At 37.2% G+C, this 19392-nt stretch carries 12 protein-coding genes, 2 pseudogenes and 3 other annotated features; of the genes and pseudogenes, 2 read left to right on the forward strand and 12 right to left on the reverse strand.

Going from position 1 to position 19392, the window contains the following annotated elements; all coding sequences use genetic code 11:
- Nucleotides 1-228, forward strand: a 228-nt coding sequence (locus tag H280_RS23390; RefSeq protein ID WP_020060897.1) for an IS3 family transposase, incomplete at its 5' end; no start/stop codon positions are given.
- Between the two features lie 66 nt (nt 229-294).
- Here H280_RS23390 and aspS read toward each other — a convergent pair.
- From aspS to ileS, 3 genes and pseudogenes are all read right to left on the reverse strand, one after another.
- Nucleotides 295-1571: pseudogene (gene aspS / locus H280_RS23395) on the reverse strand (aspartate--tRNA(Asn) ligase).
- A gap of 118 nt (nt 1572-1689) precedes the next feature.
- Nucleotides 1690-1901 (reverse strand) — a binding site (T-box leader).
- Nucleotides 1902-2002: 101 nt separating this feature from the next.
- The gene (locus H280_RS0109570) at nt 2003-6211 is read right to left on the reverse strand and encodes a tetratricopeptide repeat protein (RefSeq protein WP_020060898.1); all 4209 of its coding nucleotides are present in this window, start codon (nt 6209-6211) and stop codon (nt 2003-2005) included.
- 112 nt (nt 6212-6323) lie between these two features.
- Nucleotides 6324-9433: pseudogene (gene ileS / locus H280_RS23400) on the reverse strand (isoleucine--tRNA ligase).
- 54 nt (nt 9434-9487) lie between these two features.
- Nucleotides 9488-9729, reverse strand: a binding site (T-box leader).
- Between the two features lie 389 nt (nt 9730-10118).
- On the opposite strand from ileS, the gene H280_RS0109580 reads away from it, so the two are divergent.
- Nucleotides 10119-10412, forward strand: a complete 294-nt coding sequence (locus H280_RS0109580) for a hypothetical protein (RefSeq protein ID WP_231401776.1) — start codon at nt 10119-10121, stop codon at nt 10410-10412.
- Nucleotides 10413-10570: 158 nt separating this feature from the next.
- Here the strand turns inward: H280_RS0109580 and argS are convergent, their stop codons facing one another.
- The 9 genes from argS to H280_RS0109625 all read right to left on the reverse strand — a co-directional run bounded on the left by argS (nt 10571) and on the right by H280_RS0109625 (nt 19328).
- Entirely contained in the window at nt 10571-12259 is a 1689-nt protein-coding gene (gene argS / locus H280_RS0109585) for an arginine--tRNA ligase (RefSeq protein WP_020060900.1), read from the reverse strand.
- Nucleotides 12260-12307: 48 nt separating this feature from the next.
- Nucleotides 12308-12523 (reverse strand) — a binding site (T-box leader).
- Nucleotides 12524-12563: 40 nt separating this feature from the next.
- Entirely contained in the window at nt 12564-13340 is a 777-nt protein-coding gene (locus H280_RS0109590; protein ID WP_020060901.1) for a class I SAM-dependent methyltransferase, read from the reverse strand.
- Between the two features lie 45 nt (nt 13341-13385).
- A complete protein-coding gene (locus H280_RS0109595; protein WP_020060902.1) occupies nt 13386-13820 on the reverse strand; it encodes a BrxA/BrxB family bacilliredoxin in 435 nt (144 codons plus the stop codon).
- A gap of 84 nt (nt 13821-13904) precedes the next feature.
- A complete protein-coding gene (locus H280_RS0109600) occupies nt 13905-14288 on the reverse strand; it encodes a thiol-disulfide oxidoreductase DCC family protein (RefSeq protein WP_020060903.1) in 384 nt (127 codons plus the stop codon).
- A 5-nt stretch (nt 14289-14293) separates the two neighbouring features.
- A complete protein-coding gene (locus H280_RS0109605; RefSeq protein WP_020060904.1) occupies nt 14294-15421 on the reverse strand; it encodes a conserved virulence factor C family protein in 1128 nt (375 codons plus the stop codon).
- A gap of 63 nt (nt 15422-15484) precedes the next feature.
- Nucleotides 15485-15823 (reverse strand): single-stranded DNA-binding protein, encoded by a 339-nt coding sequence (locus H280_RS0109610; RefSeq protein ID WP_028411180.1) that lies wholly within the window; start codon nt 15821-15823, stop codon nt 15485-15487.
- Between the two features lie 161 nt (nt 15824-15984).
- Nucleotides 15985-16716 carry a Bax inhibitor-1/YccA family protein gene (locus H280_RS0109615; RefSeq protein ID WP_020060906.1) on the reverse strand — a complete coding sequence of 244 codons (732 nt, stop codon included), beginning with the start codon at nt 16714-16716 and terminating at the stop codon, nt 15985-15987.
- Nucleotides 16717-16791: 75 nt separating this feature from the next.
- Nucleotides 16792-18684, reverse strand: coding sequence for an ABC-F family ATP-binding cassette domain-containing protein (locus H280_RS0109620; protein WP_020060907.1), 1893 nt, complete (start codon nt 18682-18684; stop codon nt 16792-16794).
- Nucleotides 18681-19328: an HD domain-containing protein gene (locus H280_RS0109625; RefSeq protein ID WP_020060908.1), complete on the reverse strand. Its 648-nt coding sequence runs from the start codon at nt 19326-19328 to the stop codon at nt 18681-18683. Before H280_RS0109625 ends, H280_RS0109620 begins: the two co-directional genes overlap by 4 nt.
- Nucleotides 19329-19392 lie beyond the last annotated feature (64 nt).

The raw sequence follows: 19392 nt of genomic DNA on the forward strand, positions 1-19392 counted from the left end.
CTACTTCAATCAATGTCAAGAAAGGGGAACTGTTGGGATAACGCTCCTCAAGAATCATTCTTTGGACATTTTAAAGACGAAGCCTTTATTAAATCATGTACAAGCCTAGCTGAACTAAAACATGAAATAAAGCAATATATGAAATATTACAACCACGACAGATGCCAATGGAATTTAAAAAAGATGAGCCCTATTCAATTCAGGGAGCATCTTCTTAAAACTGCCTAGGCTTTTTTAAAAATGTCCTTTACAAAGGGTACAGATTAAACTAACCGGGGATTATTTCTTATTATATTAAGGTACTAACCGTGTGCAGTCTCTCGGAAATGCGCTTGCTTCACGAACGTTCGATAAGTTTAAAAATTTGTATACAAGCCGCTCTAATCCAATCGCAAACCCACCATGCGGCGGACATCCATATCGGAATGTGTCGATATACGATTGAAAGTTTTCTACATGTAATCCCTTTTCTTCAAAAGAACGAACATATCATAGTTATGAATACGCTGTGCACCTGATGTAATTTCTAATCCTTTATACAGTAAATCAAAAGAGTCTGTGACAGAAGGATTCTCTTGATTTGGCATTGTATACATCGGACGTGTTTCTTTCGGATAATGAGTGATAAAGACAAAATCGCTATTGTATGTTTCTTTTACATACTTCCCAAGCAATTTTTCTCCTTCTGAATCTAAATCGCCTATCGGTGATTCTTTTCGATACTCTTTTTGTAAAATGTTTTGCGCTTCGGTCACCGTTAATTTTGGAATGTCTGTAATAACCGGAATTTCAAGTTGGAACAACTGTAACTCCTTTATACAATATTGCTGTACTTTTTCAAACATATACCGAAGTACATCCGTTTCAAGATTCATTACTTCATAAAAGTCTTGAATAAATGCAAGTTCGACATCTAAGGAAATATATTCGTTTAAGTGACGAGATGAATTGTGATGCTCAGCGCGGTACACAGGTGCCACCTCAAAAACACGTTCTAATCCACCCGCAACCATCATTTGCTTATAAAACTGCGGTGATTGCGCTAAATATGCTTCTTTTTCAAAATATTGAAACTGAAATACGTTTGCTCCGCCTTCCGCTCCTTGTGAAACGATTTTCGGTGTGAAAATTCTTGTAAAATCATGTTGTAGTAAATATTCACTAAAAGCATGTGCAAACATTGATTTAATTGTAAAAATCGCTTGCACTTGTTCATGCCGAAGTGATAACGTTCGCGACTGTAACATTTGATCTAAACCGACTTGCAGCTTCTTTTTATTCACTTCAAATGGAATTGACTCCGCACCATTTAGAAGCAATACATCCTCAACTACTAACTCTACTCCAAGGTTCGTTTTCTCTGTCTCAATTACTTTTCCTGTCACTTGCACAACACTTTCCACTTCCACTTTATATCCAGCCCACTCTTTTTCAAGTACGCATTGCATGACGCCTGTTCGATCACGAAGTAATAAAAAGCTTATATTCCCTAGGTGACGAATTCGCTTCACCCATCCTTGTAATACGACTGTTTCATGCGGTGTACATTCGCTAATAAGCGACCGCTTCATCTGTTTCATACATTCCGCCTCCTACCATTAATTGTATGATTGTAAATTTATTATTATCGTTGTCATCATCATCCACGGCCGCTCACCCCTTTCAAAGAATACAAAAATCCGCCCCTATACAAGGGACGGATTTCACCGCGGTACCACCCAAATTGTCAATTTGACCACTTTCGCCTGATAACGGTAGGTTCCGTTTACTTTTACTAGTTGTTCACGTTCAAAATAACACTCACAGGTGTCTTTCCATCACGCTGCATCGCAATCTTCTCAGCTACCGATTGCTCTCTGTAGATCAGTTCACGATGTACTTTTCCTGCTCATCGTTTTTATATTTACAGAATATTCTATCCTTTCAAACGAAAAAATGCAAGTTGTTTTTCTTTATTTTTAAAAATTATTTGAAAGGTTATTTTTCTAACTTCTTTAATTCATCAAGTATACTGCTTTACATGCTTTTTAATACGCATTAGCTCTGGGTTCTCTTCCATTAATTCTGCAAAATAGCCACTTTCATCTTCCTGTAATACACGCTCTAATTCAACAGTCGCTTCTTCATTTCGATTTAATACAGCTAAATAGCATGCTTTATTATATGTGGCATTTAAATGTGATTCATCCATCGATAACACATCATCCATGAGCTGCAACGCCCTTTCTGTATCACCATTTAAATGATGAGAAACACCAAGCCCGATGTATATTTCACCTTCTTCTAGATGATACTCTAATCCTTTTTCTAATATAGCAATTGCTTCTCGGTAACGCTCTTGATTATTGTAAAGAGCACCTAAATGTATAAAGCTCCCACTCATCATTGGAACATCTTCTGTTAAAGCACGGAGAATAACTTCTCCTTCTTGTTCCCTTTGTAAATCTAGTAAAATTGTGCCCTGTAACATTCGAATCAATGCGTCCATCGGTCTTTCTTGCAAAATGTGTTCCGTTTCACGCAATGCCTCTTTCAGCCTTTCCTCATTCTCATCTGCATGTTCTAGGAGCAGCATAATAAACTGATGTGCAACTTCATAATTCCAATGTTTTTCGAGCGACTTACGTAATGTTTCAATTGCATCATCAATAAGATTGCCATTCACATAAAAGTAAGCAAATCGCTGTACCGCTGCACTGTTTTTTTGATTTAGACGAATTGCCGTTTCATACAAATCAATAATAGATGTAATAGAAAGTACATCCTGAGCACTTTTTCGAATACGGCGATATATTTTTGTGAAAAATGCTCCTGTTTGTTCTTCTTGCTCCATCTGTTCCATAAATTTTTGTTCTAGTGCAGAAACTGCATACATAAACGCATAGCTTTTTTCTTCGTTTGATATGTCTAAATTCTCCAAACTATCACTTATACTTTTTCTTCGCTTTCGCAACTCTTCTGTATATGTTACATACACTTCTTCATTGTGAACATTTTGCATAACAAGCTTTTCAATAACATGTAAGCCTTCCTTTTCATCCGAGGCAAGTAATATTTTCGCATAATGATGTAATATCTCTTCATGATTATTTTCCTTTGCCAGCGCCTTTTCTATATAAGCACGTTCTTTCTGCCTATCACCAATTGCCCCGTACACATATGCAAGGCTATTTAAACGCCATGACTCAGAAATAATTCCATTCTTTTTGTTTAAAACCGTAATCAGTTCCTCATGACGCCCAGTTTTTACTGAAGTATTCGCTAAATGTTCCATATTTACTAATAAAGGAGCATGTTTACAACCTGCAAACATGTAATGCTGTTCATTTTCTAAATCTTCTTCAATATAGTAAATCTCAGCCAATTTTAAATGTGCCATCGCAAAAGTAGAATCTCGTTTCACGCATTGTAAATAAGCTTTCTTTGCTTGTTCCCATTCTTCCAATGTTTTATACACTTCCCCGATCCTAAAATGCGGGAATGGATCTTCAGTAATCTGCACTGCTCGCTCATATAGTTGAATAGCTTTCATATAATTTCCAGCCGACTCCTGTAAAATACCTAAATAACATAAATAGTCTATATTACGATTATTTTTCTCAACTAAAGTACTTAAAAACGAAATTCCTCTTTGTAAATACGGTGTATCTTCTATTTGCGTTACATATATCTCTAGTGCATCTCGGAAATTATTTTGTATACAAACGATTCCTTCTTCCATTATCGTTAAAGCTGATTCTACTTCTTTTTGCTCTATGTTTTGCTCCATAGCGGCATTCCATAATATCTTTCCAGCATTAATAAGGAAGTCGCTATCTTCAGTGAACTGTTCTTTCAGTCTAAAAATATATTGTTTTCCAGTTTCATAGCTTTTTTGTTTCATGTAAACTTCACTGATTCCTATATGACAGGATATTTCTTCCTCGTCATGTTGAAGCCCGACTTCATACATTTTCAACGCTTTTTCATATTGCTCTCGTTCTAAATAAAAATCACCTAATTTCGCATATAATGCAGCTGATTGGACATCATGTTGCATTCCTTCTAGTAAAACTTCTTCTGCTTTTCTTTCATCTTCTAATTCCGCTTCATAAATATCAGCTAACATGATATATGGTAGCGGTAATTGACGATCCAATTCCTTACCAACTTGAAGTCCGCGAATTGCCGATCTTATCTTTCCTAATTTATGAGCACACCGAGCGCGCTCACACCAAACAAATCCGTCTCGTTTATACTGTTTTAACAACGTAGTAAACACTTCATATGCTTCTTCATCATGGCCGGCATCCGTTAAAATAAGGGCATGATTAACGAAAACAAAACGATCTTCGTGACGACTCGTTGCAATAGACGAATACTTTAGAGCCTGCTTCAAATCATCTAAATACATATAGCCAATGGCCATATAACTCCAAGCTACTGGCTGATCAGGGTCTAGCTGGAGCGACGCGCGAAAACTAGCAATCATATCATTATAACGAGATTCATCGAATGCAATGCGTCCTTGCGTAAAATGATAGAATGGATTAGTAATTTTATGCTTTACTTGTTCTAATACTGTATATGCTTGTTCTAGTTCTTCGATGCGCACAAAACATTGCGCTGTATGAAGTTTTACATAATCGGATTCCGGATAAGCATGTAAAGCACGCTTCGCACAGTTATATACAAACTCCTTTCCATCTTGTAAATCTAAATGTTTAATCGCATATAACCATGTATACGGATTTTCTTTATGCTCGTGTAAAAACCTTAATAAATTTTCCACATCGTCATCTTCAGCAAATTCCATTTGATCTGTTAACGAAAAGATGCGCCGGAAATACAAATCATCTTCTTTACATAATGAAGAAAGAAGCTCACTTTTCTCGTTTGGAACAATTGCGATGGATAAATAATTCGTATTTACATACTGCTTTGCAAATTCTTCATATGTAACAAGTATGCGCTCAGCAAAATTGGGATCTTGAATATATAAAACTTGCAGCTGATCATTATAACCAACTACCAATTGCACATGCGAAACATGATCTACATCAACACTAAGCAAAACTGGAACACCGGCATCGATAAAGTTTTTATACATGTCTACTGTACCTACAAAGAAGCGGCTTTTATAACCGTTCGCTTCCACGTATTCTACTGTTTTTGACAACTTCGATCCTATCCCATCAAAAATATGCTCAGCAATTTCATCTTGCGTTTCCTGCTTTCCAAAAAGCTTCAATATCATTTCGATACTTGCAGGTACGCAATAGTTATCTTTCTGCACGACAGGTACAATAGAAAGCATCACTTCTTTTTTCTCAGTAAAACGAAGTGCGTTATGATAAGGAGAATCTTTTAAACTTTTCTCCTTTTCTAGCAACGTTTGTAGACTATCCCAATCACCTTCCATATAATGGAATTCCACCCAAATTTGTGAGAAATACGGTTGATAACTATGAAATGGCAACAAGTTTTGCACTTCATGTAAAACATGCCACAACTCACCATACGCTTTTTTATCGTATAATCTTTTTATCTTTTCTAAATAAAAGAACGGAACTTGCGGAAATTTCCTCATCGCTTCCGTAATGATTTGTAAGGATTCTTCATGTTCTCCTTTCATAGAATACAACTCAGCCAATAAATATGTTGATGTATCTGCACATTCCTCACAATTCATTCCTTTTCGCAGTACTTCTTCTGCCTTCAGCCAATCGCCTTTAAATAAATAGAAGTAGCCCCATTTATCCAAAATCGGAATTTCACTTAATTCGTCTGCTTTCTTCATATATTTATAAGCTTCCTCATAACGACGCATTTCAAGTACGCAACGTGCCAATACGAAATATGTCTTTGCAAGGTGCTCTTTTTTAACAGCATGCCCCTCTTTTTGTAATGCTTCTTTTAACAACTCTTCTGCATCTAATGATTTTCGTTCATCAATTAAATCATCACAAAACCAAGTAAGCGTTCGGAAACTGTTAAAACGACGATGCGCATACCGCACTATAAATCTACTATAAGATGGCATCAAGCCTTCATCTAGCAGTTGAATGAGTGTATAAAAATCTTCTTCTGAAGAAATTTCACCTAACCGTTCTTTCATATAGGAAAGGGAATTTTTTGCTCTTATTTCCTCAATTTCCTTTTGAATTTCCAATAAACCATTTAAAAATTCTTTCTTTTTTACATATACCCTTAATCTCTCAAACCCTCGCATCTTTTCACTCCATTCTTTTTTTCATAATTTTATATACTAGGTATAGAACTTACAATGTTTTTCACATTTTCTTTAAAAGAAAAAACAGAGCGTACACTCTGTTTTTCTTCTCTTATATTTCGTTCGCTCTAAGATGAATCAATACCTGCTTATTCCCTACTTGCATTTGTTCTGCCTGTTGCATCGATTCCATGATAAATAATTGTTTCATAAGTAAGTTTTCTTGCAGTAATTCTTTATACTTCATCATTACACCCTGTAATTCCTCGTCGCATTCAATTTCAATGTCTACTCGCAAATTTACTGGCAAATTCAATTGTTTGCGATATTCCTGCACAGCGCGAATAAATTCTCGCGCCATGCCTTCCTCCAGCAATTCAGCCGTCACATTCGTGTCCATCATAACGGTGTATACTCCATTCGTAGCACCAGCAAATCCTGTTTTCGGTATTTTTTCAACAAACACATCTTCTAATGTTACTATGACAACTTCTTCAGACGACAATTGACATGCTACGTTTTCATCTTTTAGAAACACTTTTACCTCTTCGTTAGATAAATTTTGCAGCCAATGATTGACCAAGTTGATTTGTTTTCCAAACTTCGGTCCTGCCTGTTTAAAATTTAACTTTAACTGATATGACATATACTCCGCTTCGCTATGTTCGATCGCCACTTCTTTCACATTCAGCTCATCCATTATAATTTCTTTATACGAATCCCAATCCATTTCTTCCTTCGTATTCTCAAATACAACAAGTTTTGCTAATGGTTGTTTTACTTTTAATGTATGTTGATTACGAATGCTACGTCCAAGCTCAACTACTTGTAAAACAGTTGCCATCTCTCTTTCAAGCTGCGCTTGAATTAGCGCTTCTTCACATACTGGATAATCCGCCAAATGAACACTGCTGTCTTCTAAATTGAAATGAATATCTTCAGCTAAAAATGGTGTAAACGGTGCAAGCAGCTTACTAAGCGTAACAAGTACTTCGTGAAGTGAAGTGTAGCGTATGCTGCCGCTTTTTCAGCATTCATACTAGACGCCCAAAAGCGATTGCGCGAACGTCTTACATACCAATTGCTTACTTCTTCCACTAATAATGCTATTTCACGCGCAGCTGTTGTAAATTGATAGTCTTCTAAAGTTATACTTACTTTTTGAATCGTACTATGCAACCTTGATAATACCCACTCATCCAGTTTTGTCTTCTTTGTACGATATTCCTGTTTTGGATTGTATCCATCTAAATCCGCGTACAATACGTAAAAACTATACACATTTAACAACGTATCTACGAGTTTTGATTTTGCTTCTTGTACAGTTCGTTCTGAAAATCGCTTTGGATTCCACGGTGCACTATCTACAAGCAGCGCCCACCTCAAAGCATCCGCTCCAAATTTCTCTACTAAATCTACTGGGTCTAACGCATTCCCTTTACTTTTCGACATTTTTTGCCCATTTTCATCTAACACATGCCCAAGTGATAATACACGCTTATACGGCGCTCTTCCGGTGTACAGAGTAGACACCGCAAGTAAACTATAAAACCAGCCTCGCGTCTGATCAATTCCTTCAGCAATCACATCCGCTGGAAACTGCTCTTCAAATACATTTTTATTTTCAAACGGATAATGATACTGTGCAAACGGCATTGAACCGCTATCAAACCAAACATCAATTACTTCTGGTGTCCGTTTCATTGTTTCACCGCATTCTGGGCAACTGATTTTCACTTCATCTACATATGGTTTATGCAGTTCAATATTTTCATCAACCGTGCCAATTGCATATTTTCTTAATTCTTCAATGCTTTTCGGCGCAAATTGATGGTAACAAGCTTCACATTCCCATACATTTAGCGGTGTACCCCAATATCGTTTCCGGCTAATGTTCCAATCCACCATGTTTTCTAAAAAGTTACCAAACCGGCCATGTTGGATATGTTCTGGATGCCATGTTACTTCATTATTATTTTGTAAAAATTGCTCCTTTAACGCAGTTGTTCGAATGAACCAACTTTCATTTGCGTAATAAAGTAGCGGTGAATCACAGCGCCAACAATGCGGATAACTATGTTCATACTTCTCTTTATGATAAAGAAGACCATGCTCAGCCAAATAGCGAACAATATCAACATCACACTCTTTTACAAATTTCCCTTGTAAAAAAGGAACATCAGATGTGTATTCTCCCTTCTCGTTTACAACATTCACAAACGATAGTCCATGTTCTTCGACCACTTTATAATCATCTTCTCCGTATGCAGGTGCAATATGAACAATTCCAGTACCGCTATTGGCTGTGACAAAATCAGCACTTACAACAAAATGACCATTTGTGACTTCTGCAAATTGAAATGGAGGTATATAAGTAAGACCTGTTAACTCGCTTCCTCTGTGAACAGATAACACTTTATACTCTTGCTGCAAAACATCTTTCGCTAACTCTTTCGCCACAATATATACCGCATCTCCTTGCTGCGCCCTCACATATTCCAGCTCTGGGTGAACTGCTAGCGCTACATTAGCTGGAAGCGTCCATGGCGTCGTTGTCCAACCGAGAAGATACTCATTCTCTCGATCTGTAAGCTGAAATTTAACCGTTGCACTTAAATCCTTTACTGATTTATATCCTTGCGCCACCTCATGTGAGCTTAATGATGTTTGGCAGCTTGGGCAATAAGGAGAAACGCGGTGCCCTTTAGACAGCAATCCTTTTTCATGAATCATCCCAAGAACATGCCAAACACTTTCAATATAGGAATTATCTAACGTGATATACGGCGCATCCATATCAACCCAGTAACCAATACTCTCTGTAAACTCACGCCACTGCTTTTCATACGTAAATACACTCTCTTTACACTTTGCCAGAAAGGCTTCTACACCGTATTTTTCAATATCATGTTTACCAGAAATACCAAGCTGCTTTTCAACGCCCAATTCCACCGGTAATCCATGTGTATCCCATCCAGCCTTACGCAGTACTTTATATCCTGTCATCGTTTTATATCTTGCAACCAAATCTTTAATTGTGCGTCCTAGGGCATGCCCAACATGTGGAAGACCATTTGCGGTTGGCGGTCCTTCATAAAATACGAAAGATTGTGCACCTTCACGATTTCGAATCGATTGTATAAAGGTATTCTGTTCATTCCATTGTTTACGAATTCGCGCTTCTCTCCTTACAGCTAATTCTTTCACATCTACCTTCTTCATCTACAATCACTCCTTAAGAAATAATTAAAAGTACACAAAAAACCCGTCCCTATCATTAGGGACGGGTTTACCCGCGCTACCACCCTACTTCTATTGATTAATCGTTCATCAATAGCACTCAGCAACGTACAATCATACGCGTTCCTTGTAACGGTAGACAACCGTTCGAACTTACTATGTTCAGCTCGACTCCTCGGAGATGATTTTCAAACATATACCGAACACCGGCTTTCAGCAAGGCACCGGTTCTCTGGGGAACAGTGATATATTTTACTCGTTCTCGTCATCAGATTTGTATACTTTTATTAACAGTTATTTTATTCCAAAACAACACTAATTGTCAATTAATTTAGAATTTTTTCAAGTTTAATTTAACTCTATGAGAAACCGATAGAAAGGCATTTTTCTAAGTGGTCGAGAGGGACTGACTATGTATAGTAGCGGTCAGGGCCTTGTCCTGCCACGCGCAAAGTTTTAAAACAAAGAAAGGCAGCGAGGTTTAAGTACATTTTTATCTTCATGGCAGCAATTATAGGTAATAAGGGGCGTATTTTCGCTGGAATTATACTCCTTAACCTCTAAATGAAATGTATGGCTGAGTAGTTACAATTTATTTCATTTTTGTCTTTACTACCCTTTTTTATTCTACATCTTTAAGAACGTTACACGAATAACAGCATGTCGCATGGTTAAACTACTGAAAGAACCAAACATGGTTATTATCAGGAAAAGTGGTGTTTTTATGTCAGATTTTTTAGAACCAATCGAATACGAAACAGGTACTGCAATTCAAACCTTCAGCATTATAGAAACAAACGTTACTACTGATGGATATGAGGTTCTGTTGAATATTGACTTAGACAGTGGTTACGAATTAGAAAATGTCAAAATGCATATTACCCTTGAAGAATTAGCAGGATACGAAACAACCGATATCCATGAAGGAGTAAAATATGCGTTAGGGTTCTTTGAAAATTAAGTACATAATACTTATTAATACCATCCCTACTGCTAAATCTACAAAATCGAGTTACCTTCATGGTAACTCGATTTTATATGTCTCCCTACTTTCTTCTTTTAATAACATTCACAATTACTTAAAATTATCATTTTAAATCCCTTTCTCTTTTACGTCTGTTACATCTCCTCAGGCGCTTCCATTCCCAACAAACGTAAACCTTCTTTTAATACAACTGCTACCGCATATACAAGTGCAAGTCTACTTTCTTTCTCTTCATTTTCTTCTAAAATACGAATGTTACCGTAATATTTATTAAACGCCTGTGCCACATCTAATAAATATTTCGCAATATGAGATGGCTCGTATTTCGCAAACGCTGTTTCAATGACTTGTGGAAAACGATGAAGCAGTTTTATTACTGCCCAGCTTATATCATCTGTTAACTTGATCCCCTGTCTTTCCATATCAATATTACTTTTTTTCAATAGTGAACAAATACGGGCATGTGTATATTGTACGTATGGTCCTGTTTCCCCTTCGAATTTCAACATATTTCCAAGCGAAAATTCAATGTTATGCATGCGTTCATTTTTCAAATCATGGAAAATAACTGCGCCAACCCCGACCTGTCTTGCTACTTCATCTTTCTTCTTTAAGTTTGGATTCTTCTCTTCAATATTTTGTTTTGCTAGCAGAATTGCTTCTTCTAACACTTCTTCTAGTAAAACAACTTTCCCTTTACGAGTAGACATTTTCTTACCATCTTTTAAAATAAGTCCGAATGGAACGTGAGACATCCCTTCTACCCAATGGCATCCTAATTTTTTTAGCACAGTGAAAAATTGCGAGAAATGCAAGCTTTGTTCTTCGCCAACGACATACAGTGCTTTATCAAATGAATACGTGTTTTGACGATATAATGCAGCTGTTAAATCACGCGTTGCATAAAGCGTAGCACCATCTGACTTTTTAATTAAACATGGCGGCATTCCTTCTTCTTCTAAATTAACAACTTGCGCTCCGTCTGATTCTTCTAATAAACATTTTTCTTCTAGAAGTTTAACGAAATCATCCATCTTATCATTGTAAAATGCTTCTCCTTGAAAATTCGAGAATTCTACGCCAAGCAGTTCATAAATGCGAGAGAATTCTTTTAAAGATTCGTGACGGAACCAGTTCCATAAGTACACTGCTTCTTCGTTGTTATCTTCTAATTTTTTAAACCAAGCACGTCCTTCTTCTTCGAGCTCCGGATATTCTTTCACTTCTTCATGAAAACGTACGTATAACTTAAATAACTCGCGAATCGGATCTTCTCTAACAAGCTCTTCATCGCCCCATTTTTTATAGGCGGTAATCAGCTTTCCAAACTGAGTTCCCCAGTCACCAACGTAATTAATGCCTACAACTTCATACCCACATTTTTCGCATATATGTTTTAATGCATTGCCAATCATTGTAGAACGTAAATGTCCCATCGAAAACGGCTTCGCGATATTAGGAGATGAATAGTCAATTATAACCGTTTTTTCTTGTCCAAAGTACAGCTGTCCATATTCTTCTTTTTCGTCTAGTATTACATTTAACACTTCATTACTTACAGTTTGACGATTGAAGAACACATTTACATACGGCCCAACTGCTTCTACTTTTGTAAAAAACGGGTGAGATAATTTATCTGCTAGTTCCTGTGCAATAACTGCTGGAGATTTTTTATATTGTTTCGCTAATGTAAAACACGGAAATGCTGCATCTCCAAACTCATCTTGCTTTGGCGTTTCAATTAAAGCTTCAATTTGTTGTAATGATAAACCTGGTTCTAATACATCGAATACATGCTGTACAAACTTCATTTTATATTCCATCAGTTTCTTCCTCCTTTTTATCAATAAAAAAACTCGCCTCTTTTCTAAAAAAGAGACGAGTTTACACCCGTGGTACCACCCTTGTTGTTCATTCCGAACCACTTTCCCGTTTATAACGAGGTGAGGGAGCCCCGGCTTACTCTACTACACCATTCAAGCAGCATCTCCGAAGTGCGCTTCATTATTTTCTCTGCACTAGGCTTTCACCATCCCTAGCTCGCTATTGCTTCTGAAAATAATTACTCTCTTCATCCAAGATTTTCTATAAAATTTATTATAATCTATTATACATATTGTCTAATAATTAGCAAGTTTCAATTACACCGAAATGAAACTTTGCGCTTTTTCGTTTGTAGACAAAGAAGTTATGTTTTTCAAAACGTATACTGCGAAAATGATCCTTTAACACGACTCGTTTTCGCGCCACACGCTTAGCCTCTTTCATTGTCTCATCCGTAATATCGTTGTACAATGCAAAATGTTTCAAACCACGAATACCATCTGATTCTAATACTGTTTCTTCAAACATTGGATCTAAATATACTACATCATAGCTATGATCTGCACATTGCTCTAAAAAAGATAAATGCTCTGTATGCTTTACAGTAATTCGCTGCATCGCTTCGTTCATTTCTATTACACCTGCATCCCACTGCTGAAGACCTTTTTCAATCAAATATGCCATATAGCGATTACCTTCTAACCCAGTGACTTGCCCTGCTTCTCCTACAGCATAACTTGCCACGATACTATCAGATGCCATGCCAAGTGTACAGTCTAATACCTTCATCCCTTCTTCTAGCTGCGCAGCTTGCAAAAATGGATCATGTTCACCGCGCATTAATCGCTTCACGCGAAACATCGCTGAGTTTGGATGAAAAAAGAACGATTCTTCCGTTCCTTGCGGATAAATCGCTAAGCGATTTTTCTGGGCAACAAGTACATCTTGTTTATATTGCTCATGAAATTCATAAATAGGACGATCATTCCTCACAAAAAAAGAACTTTGCAAATCCATTGCTATTTTTTCAGCATATGCAGTCATTTCTTTATTTGTTCGCCCTGCTGTCGTTACAATCATTCTTTCACCTCATTAAAAAGAAAAAGGGAGAAAATCTCTCCCTTTTTAGCAATGCTTTTCAAAAGCTTGTTCTAAGTTTTGAATAATAGCGTCCATTGTTGCCCCTTCAATTTCATGACGGTGAATAAAGTGAACAACTTCTTTTCCTTTTAATAGTGCCATAGATGGTGAAGATGGCGGGATATCATCAAAATAAGAGCGCATCATCGCTGTTGCTTCTTTATCTTGACCTGCAAATACAGTAACAAGATTGTTAGGTTGCTTCTCAGAACGTACAACCGCTTGACCAGCTGATGGACGCGCTAAACCTGCCGCACAACCACAAACAGAGTTCACAACAACTAATGTTGTTCCTTCTACATTTTCCATATATTCTTGTACATCTTCTGCTGCCAGTAATTCTTTAAATCCAGCGCGCACTAATTCTTGGCGCATTGGAATTACCATTTGGCGCATGTATTCTTCATATGCATTTGTCATGTTAGCAATCTCTCCTTCAACTTTCATTCCAAATTCATCATATCACGCTCTAATACTAGACGCAAAAGAAACATGATGACTTTGTTATTTTTTTCTTTGGATTTCACAAACACCATTTTTACAATGACCAACAGGGACAATTTCCCTTTTTGTCGCAATATAATCATATAGGACATGACCAAATCCGAACAAAATCGATAGTTTAATAAAAGGTACGGTTGCCCAGTATGCAGGAATTACTTTCGCTAAGACATATATACTTTGAATCCCTTTATACCAGCGCGCATCCTTATAAATGTACAAATGCCTCTCCATATTTTGCATCATCTCATCTGATAAACAATATTGCTGAACAATTTCTTCTTCGCGAAAAGAAACAAATGTTATTTTTCTTTTTTTATCTAGTTCCTTCGTTCGATTTGCAACCTTTGTACACATCGGGCACCAACTATCGTAAAAGACAATCATAGTTATTATTCCCCTTTTCGGTACTCCGTCATTTGCTTCCATACAGAACCTTTAGCCTCTTCACCGCCTTCTATACGTTCAAGTGCTAAACGTGCTTGCATAGCTACTTCAAATTCTGGATCTTCTTGCGCTACGCGAAGTGCTTGGATTGCACTTTCGTCACCAATTTCAAATAGAAACATTGCAGCGCGCCAGCGTACAAGTTTACTTGAATCTTTTAACGCTTTCATCATGACAAACATCGCAGCAGGGTCACCGATATCTGATAAGCAATCACCTGCTGTGCGGCGTACACTGACAGATTTATCTAATAATGCCTTATAGAGTAAAGGTAAGACACGTTCCCCTTTGACCATTCCCAAATAAGCAGTTGCTAAGCGGCGAATCGATACTTTTTCATCTTCTAACGCTTTCTCTAGTACGGGAATATCTTCTTCTGTTGGATCCATTTGTTCCAGCGCTGCATAACGTTTTGTCCAATCAGAATCATTCATCATTTCCACTGTTACTTTATATGGCTCACGCTTTGTAATCGTTACTTCAGCCTCTCCTGCTTGTTGTAATAATTCTTGGACAATTGCATCTACACGATCGGCTGGATATGCCGCAACAACCTCTTCCACAACTTCTTTTCCAATCTCGTCAAAGCTGCCATAACGCGTACTTTGCTCGGCCCACTTCCGCTCTTTCACAACATTTGGTGCTGACATTTGCACTTTCATAATCGCTTCCTTGAAACGATCTGGTAATCCTACGCGTTCCTCAGTTGTACCATCAGTTAGTTTCACTTGCATTGGAATGGTAAAGAACATTTGAATAAACACTTTTACTTCTCCAAAGTGGGCATTTTGTTCTTGTTCGCTCTCTGTTACGACTTCTTCACCAAAAACTGCACGAACTTGCTGTAAAATATGTTTCCAGTCATATTTCGCATTACGCTCTACTGCTAAAAAGTCCGCTACATGATACACACCTTTTACACCTTCAATTTGCAAAATTTGCTGCACTCTCCCCGGAGCTTCATTTGCATTATCACGTGTATAATTATTTCGTGCTCCTGCTGGTAATACTTCATTTAAAATAACTTTCATTGTATTTGGACTTGGTGTCGGTTCAATGCCTTTAATCTTCACGTATTCTCTCTCTCCTTTATTGCTGTTCTTAGCTGTATTGTAACATGTTCTCAATTAAGACTCCTACTGAGGTGCTTGCTCTTTTTTCTTCTCTAAAAATGTAATTCTTTCAATCACAACTTCTGTCTTATATATTCTTTTGCCACTCTCATTATCGTATTGACTCGTATGAATATGTCCTGTTATACCAACAAGTTCTCCTTTTTTGCAGTACATCGTTACATTTTCCGCTGATTTTCGCCATATCATGCAATGAATAAAATCTGCTTGTTGCTCTCCTAAGCTGTTACGAAACCCTCTATTTACCGCAACACATATACGTGCATAAGCAATCCCTTGTTTTGTATAGAATAACTCTGGATCTTTTGTTAATCTACCAATTAACGCAACTCGATTCATCATACGATTCATGTCACCTCTTCGTTTTTTTCTTTATTGTAGAAAAAACGAAACGTGTAGTAAAAAATGTAAAAACATATTTTTTCATACGAAAACATATCTTTATCCCTATAAAATTCCAAAAAGAAATCCTGCATGATACAAACATGCAGGATTTCGGTTCGTTAATCATTTTTTACAAAATAAGAAACGAAGCGTAAAATTTCTAAGTATAACCAAACTAATGTCATCATTAAGCCCATCGCACCGTACCACTCCATATATTTTGGAGCGCCGCCGCGTGCACCGCTTTCAATGAAATCAAAGTCTAACATTAAGTTTAATGCAGCAACAACAATTACAACTGCGCTGACAATCATACCAATTGTTCCGCCTTGATGTAAAAATGGAACTGGTACGCCAACTAATTGTAAAAATAAAACGATTAAATACATAATCGCAATTCCAAACGTCGCTGCAATCACACCCGTACGAAACTTATCTGTCACCTTCACAACACGCGTTGCATATAACACTAACATTGCTAGTAAAATAGAAACTGTTAATAATACTGCGTGTAAAATAATATAATCACCAAATTTCATTGTATATACAGCAGAAATACTTCCTAATACAATCCCTTCGACTGCTGCATAAATCGGTGCTGTAATTGGTGAAATACGCGGTACGAATATCGATACAAATGCAATAATTGCCGCAATAATTAAAGCACCAATTAACACTGGCATTTGCATTTTATTTTGTATCATCTGCATATATGCGTACACTGACGTTCCTAATAACAAAATAAGCATAATGAACGTTTTCGCAACTGCACCACCGACTGTCATCGCTGAAGTGCTTACGCCTTCTTTACGAAACGCGTCTTTCTTTAACATTGGATTAGATGTGCGCATGATTTCCCTCCTAAAATAGTTTCTACCCATAGTGTAAAGATTTTTCCTTTACATTTCAACATATGCAGCTTGTTTTTACTTTAACCCTTCAACAATGTCAGATAATTCACTCCAACGCTCCATTGTCTGTTCTAATTCTTCTTCTGTTCGCTGCTGCTCTTCAGAGAGTTGCTGTGCTTTCGTATAATCAGCACCCACTTTTTCTAATTCTTCTGTAATACTTTCAATTTTCGTTTCTAATTCTGCAATCTTATCTTCAATCGTCTCCCATTCACGCTGTTCATTATAGGACAGCTTACGTTTCCTTTGTTGTCTAGGAGCTTCTTCTACTTTCTTTTCTTTTTGAATTTCCGCTTTTAACAGCACTTCTTGCGATTTTTTCTCATCTAAATAATCACTATAGCTACCAAAGAAGATGCGCACGTTTCCGGTCCCTTCAAATACAAACAGTTCTTCTGCAATTTTATCAAGGAAGTATCGATCATGTGATACAGTAAGGACTACACCAGGAAACTCTTCTAAATAATCTTCAAGTACTGTTAATGTTTGCGTATCTAAATCATTAGTAGGCTCATCTAAGAGTAAAACATTCGGTTCTCCCATTAAAATACGCAATAAATATAATCTTCTTCTTTCACCACCTGATAATTTACTAAGTGGTGTCCCATGTGTATGCGGCTCGAATAAGAACCGCTCTAACATTTGCGAAGCACTAATCGTTTTTCCATCTGTCGTATGAATCACTTCAGCCGCTTCTTTAATATACTCAATCATCCGCTGATTTAAATTCATATCTTCATTTTCTTGCGTATAGTATGCAATTTTTACTGTTTGCCCAACTTCAATCTCACCGCTGTCTGGTGTAATTTTACCAGCAAGCATGTTTAATAGAGAAGATTTCCCACTTCCATTCGCACCAATAATACCAATGCGATCTCCTGGTTTCACAATATACCCAAAATTACGTAGAACCGTTTTATCACCAAATGTTTTTGTCACATCTTTTAATTCCAGTACTTTCTTTCCTAATCGACTGCCTCCAAGCGCAATATCAACGTTTTGTTTTGCACTTGGACCTTCTTGCTTTTGCAGTTCGTCAAAGCGCTGAATCCGTGCCTTTTGTTTCGTAGAGCGTGCCTTTGCACCGCGGCGAATCCACGCAAGTTCACGGCGATATAAGTTTTGACGCTTTGCTTCTTGCGTCATTTCTTGCTCTTCTCGAAGTGCTTTCGCTTCTAAAAAAGCACCGTAGTTCCCTTCATAGCTATATAACTTACCATTATCTAATTCAAAAATACGGTTCGTTACACGATCTAAGAAATAACGATCATGCGTAACAAGTAAAACGGAACCTGTATAACGTGATAAATATTCTTCTATCCATTCTACTGTTTCATGGTCGAGATGGTTCGTCGGCTCGTCTAGAATTAATAAATCTGGTGTTTGAATGAAACATTGCGCCATTGCAATGCGTTTCTTCTGTCCGCCCGATAAATTTCCTACTTCCGCAGAGAAATCAGTAATACCAAGCTTTGTTAGTAATGATTTTGCATTTGCATTCGCTTCCCAAGCATTCATTGCATCCATGCGCTGCTGCACGGCAAATAATGTTTCCTGTGCTTTCTCGCTTGTTGGATTTTTTTCTAAATTCAATAACGTTTGTTCATACTCACGAAGGAGACGAATTAGTGGTGTATCACCATGAAACACTTGCTCTAATACAGTTAAATTTTCTTTAAAATCTGGTTGCTGTGATAAATAACTAATTGTATATCCACGTGTATGCGTCATTTCCCCTGTATCTGGAATTTCCGCGCCCGCAATAATTTTTAATAACGTTGATTTACCCGTTCCATTTACACCGATAATACCAGCGCGCTGCCCTTCGGCAATACTAAAAGAAAGACCATTAAATAACAGTTTATCTCCATATGATTTCGATACATTTTCGACTGTTAACATTCTCATATTTGTGCATTCCACTCTTTCATAAATTGATCAATAAATTGCTCCATATAGCGATGACGCTCTTCCGCTTCTTCCTTCGCTGCAACTGTATTCATTAAATCTTTTAATTTTAACAGTTTCTCATAAAAATGATTTAATGATGGTTCATCACTTTTTCGATATTCTTCCTTCGTCATCGTTTCACGCGGTGGAATAGCTGGATCATATAGTAAACGTCCCTTTGCCCCTCCATAAGCAAATGTTCGAGCAATTCCGATTGCTCCAAGTGCATCTAGGCGGTCCGCATCTTGAACAATTTTCCCTTCTAACGTCGACACAGTTCCGCCGTGTCCACCTTTATAAGACATATTCGCAATAATATGAACAATATGCTGTGCGTCTTCTTGACTAATTCCTAAAAGTTCAAGCCAGTCTATTACTTTCTTCATACCAGCTTCTTCACTTTCATTTAACTTCTCATCTGCAACGTCGTGAAGTAAAGCCGCCATTTCAATAACGAAGCGATTCCCACCTTCTTTTTCAAACAATGCAATTGCTAATTTATGCACACGTTCAATATGATACCAATCGTGACCACTTGCATCTTTTTCTAATATGCCTTTGACAAATGTAATCGTTTTTTTAATTTGTTCTTGTTTATTCATAATATCTTCACCCAATTCATTATTGTAACACGACCTCATTTTTTCATCACACATTTTCTTGTCC

This window comes from Bacillus sp. 123MFChir2 (assembly GCF_000383235.1).
Lineage (GTDB): Bacteria > Bacillota > Bacilli > Bacillales > Bacillaceae_G > Bacillus_A.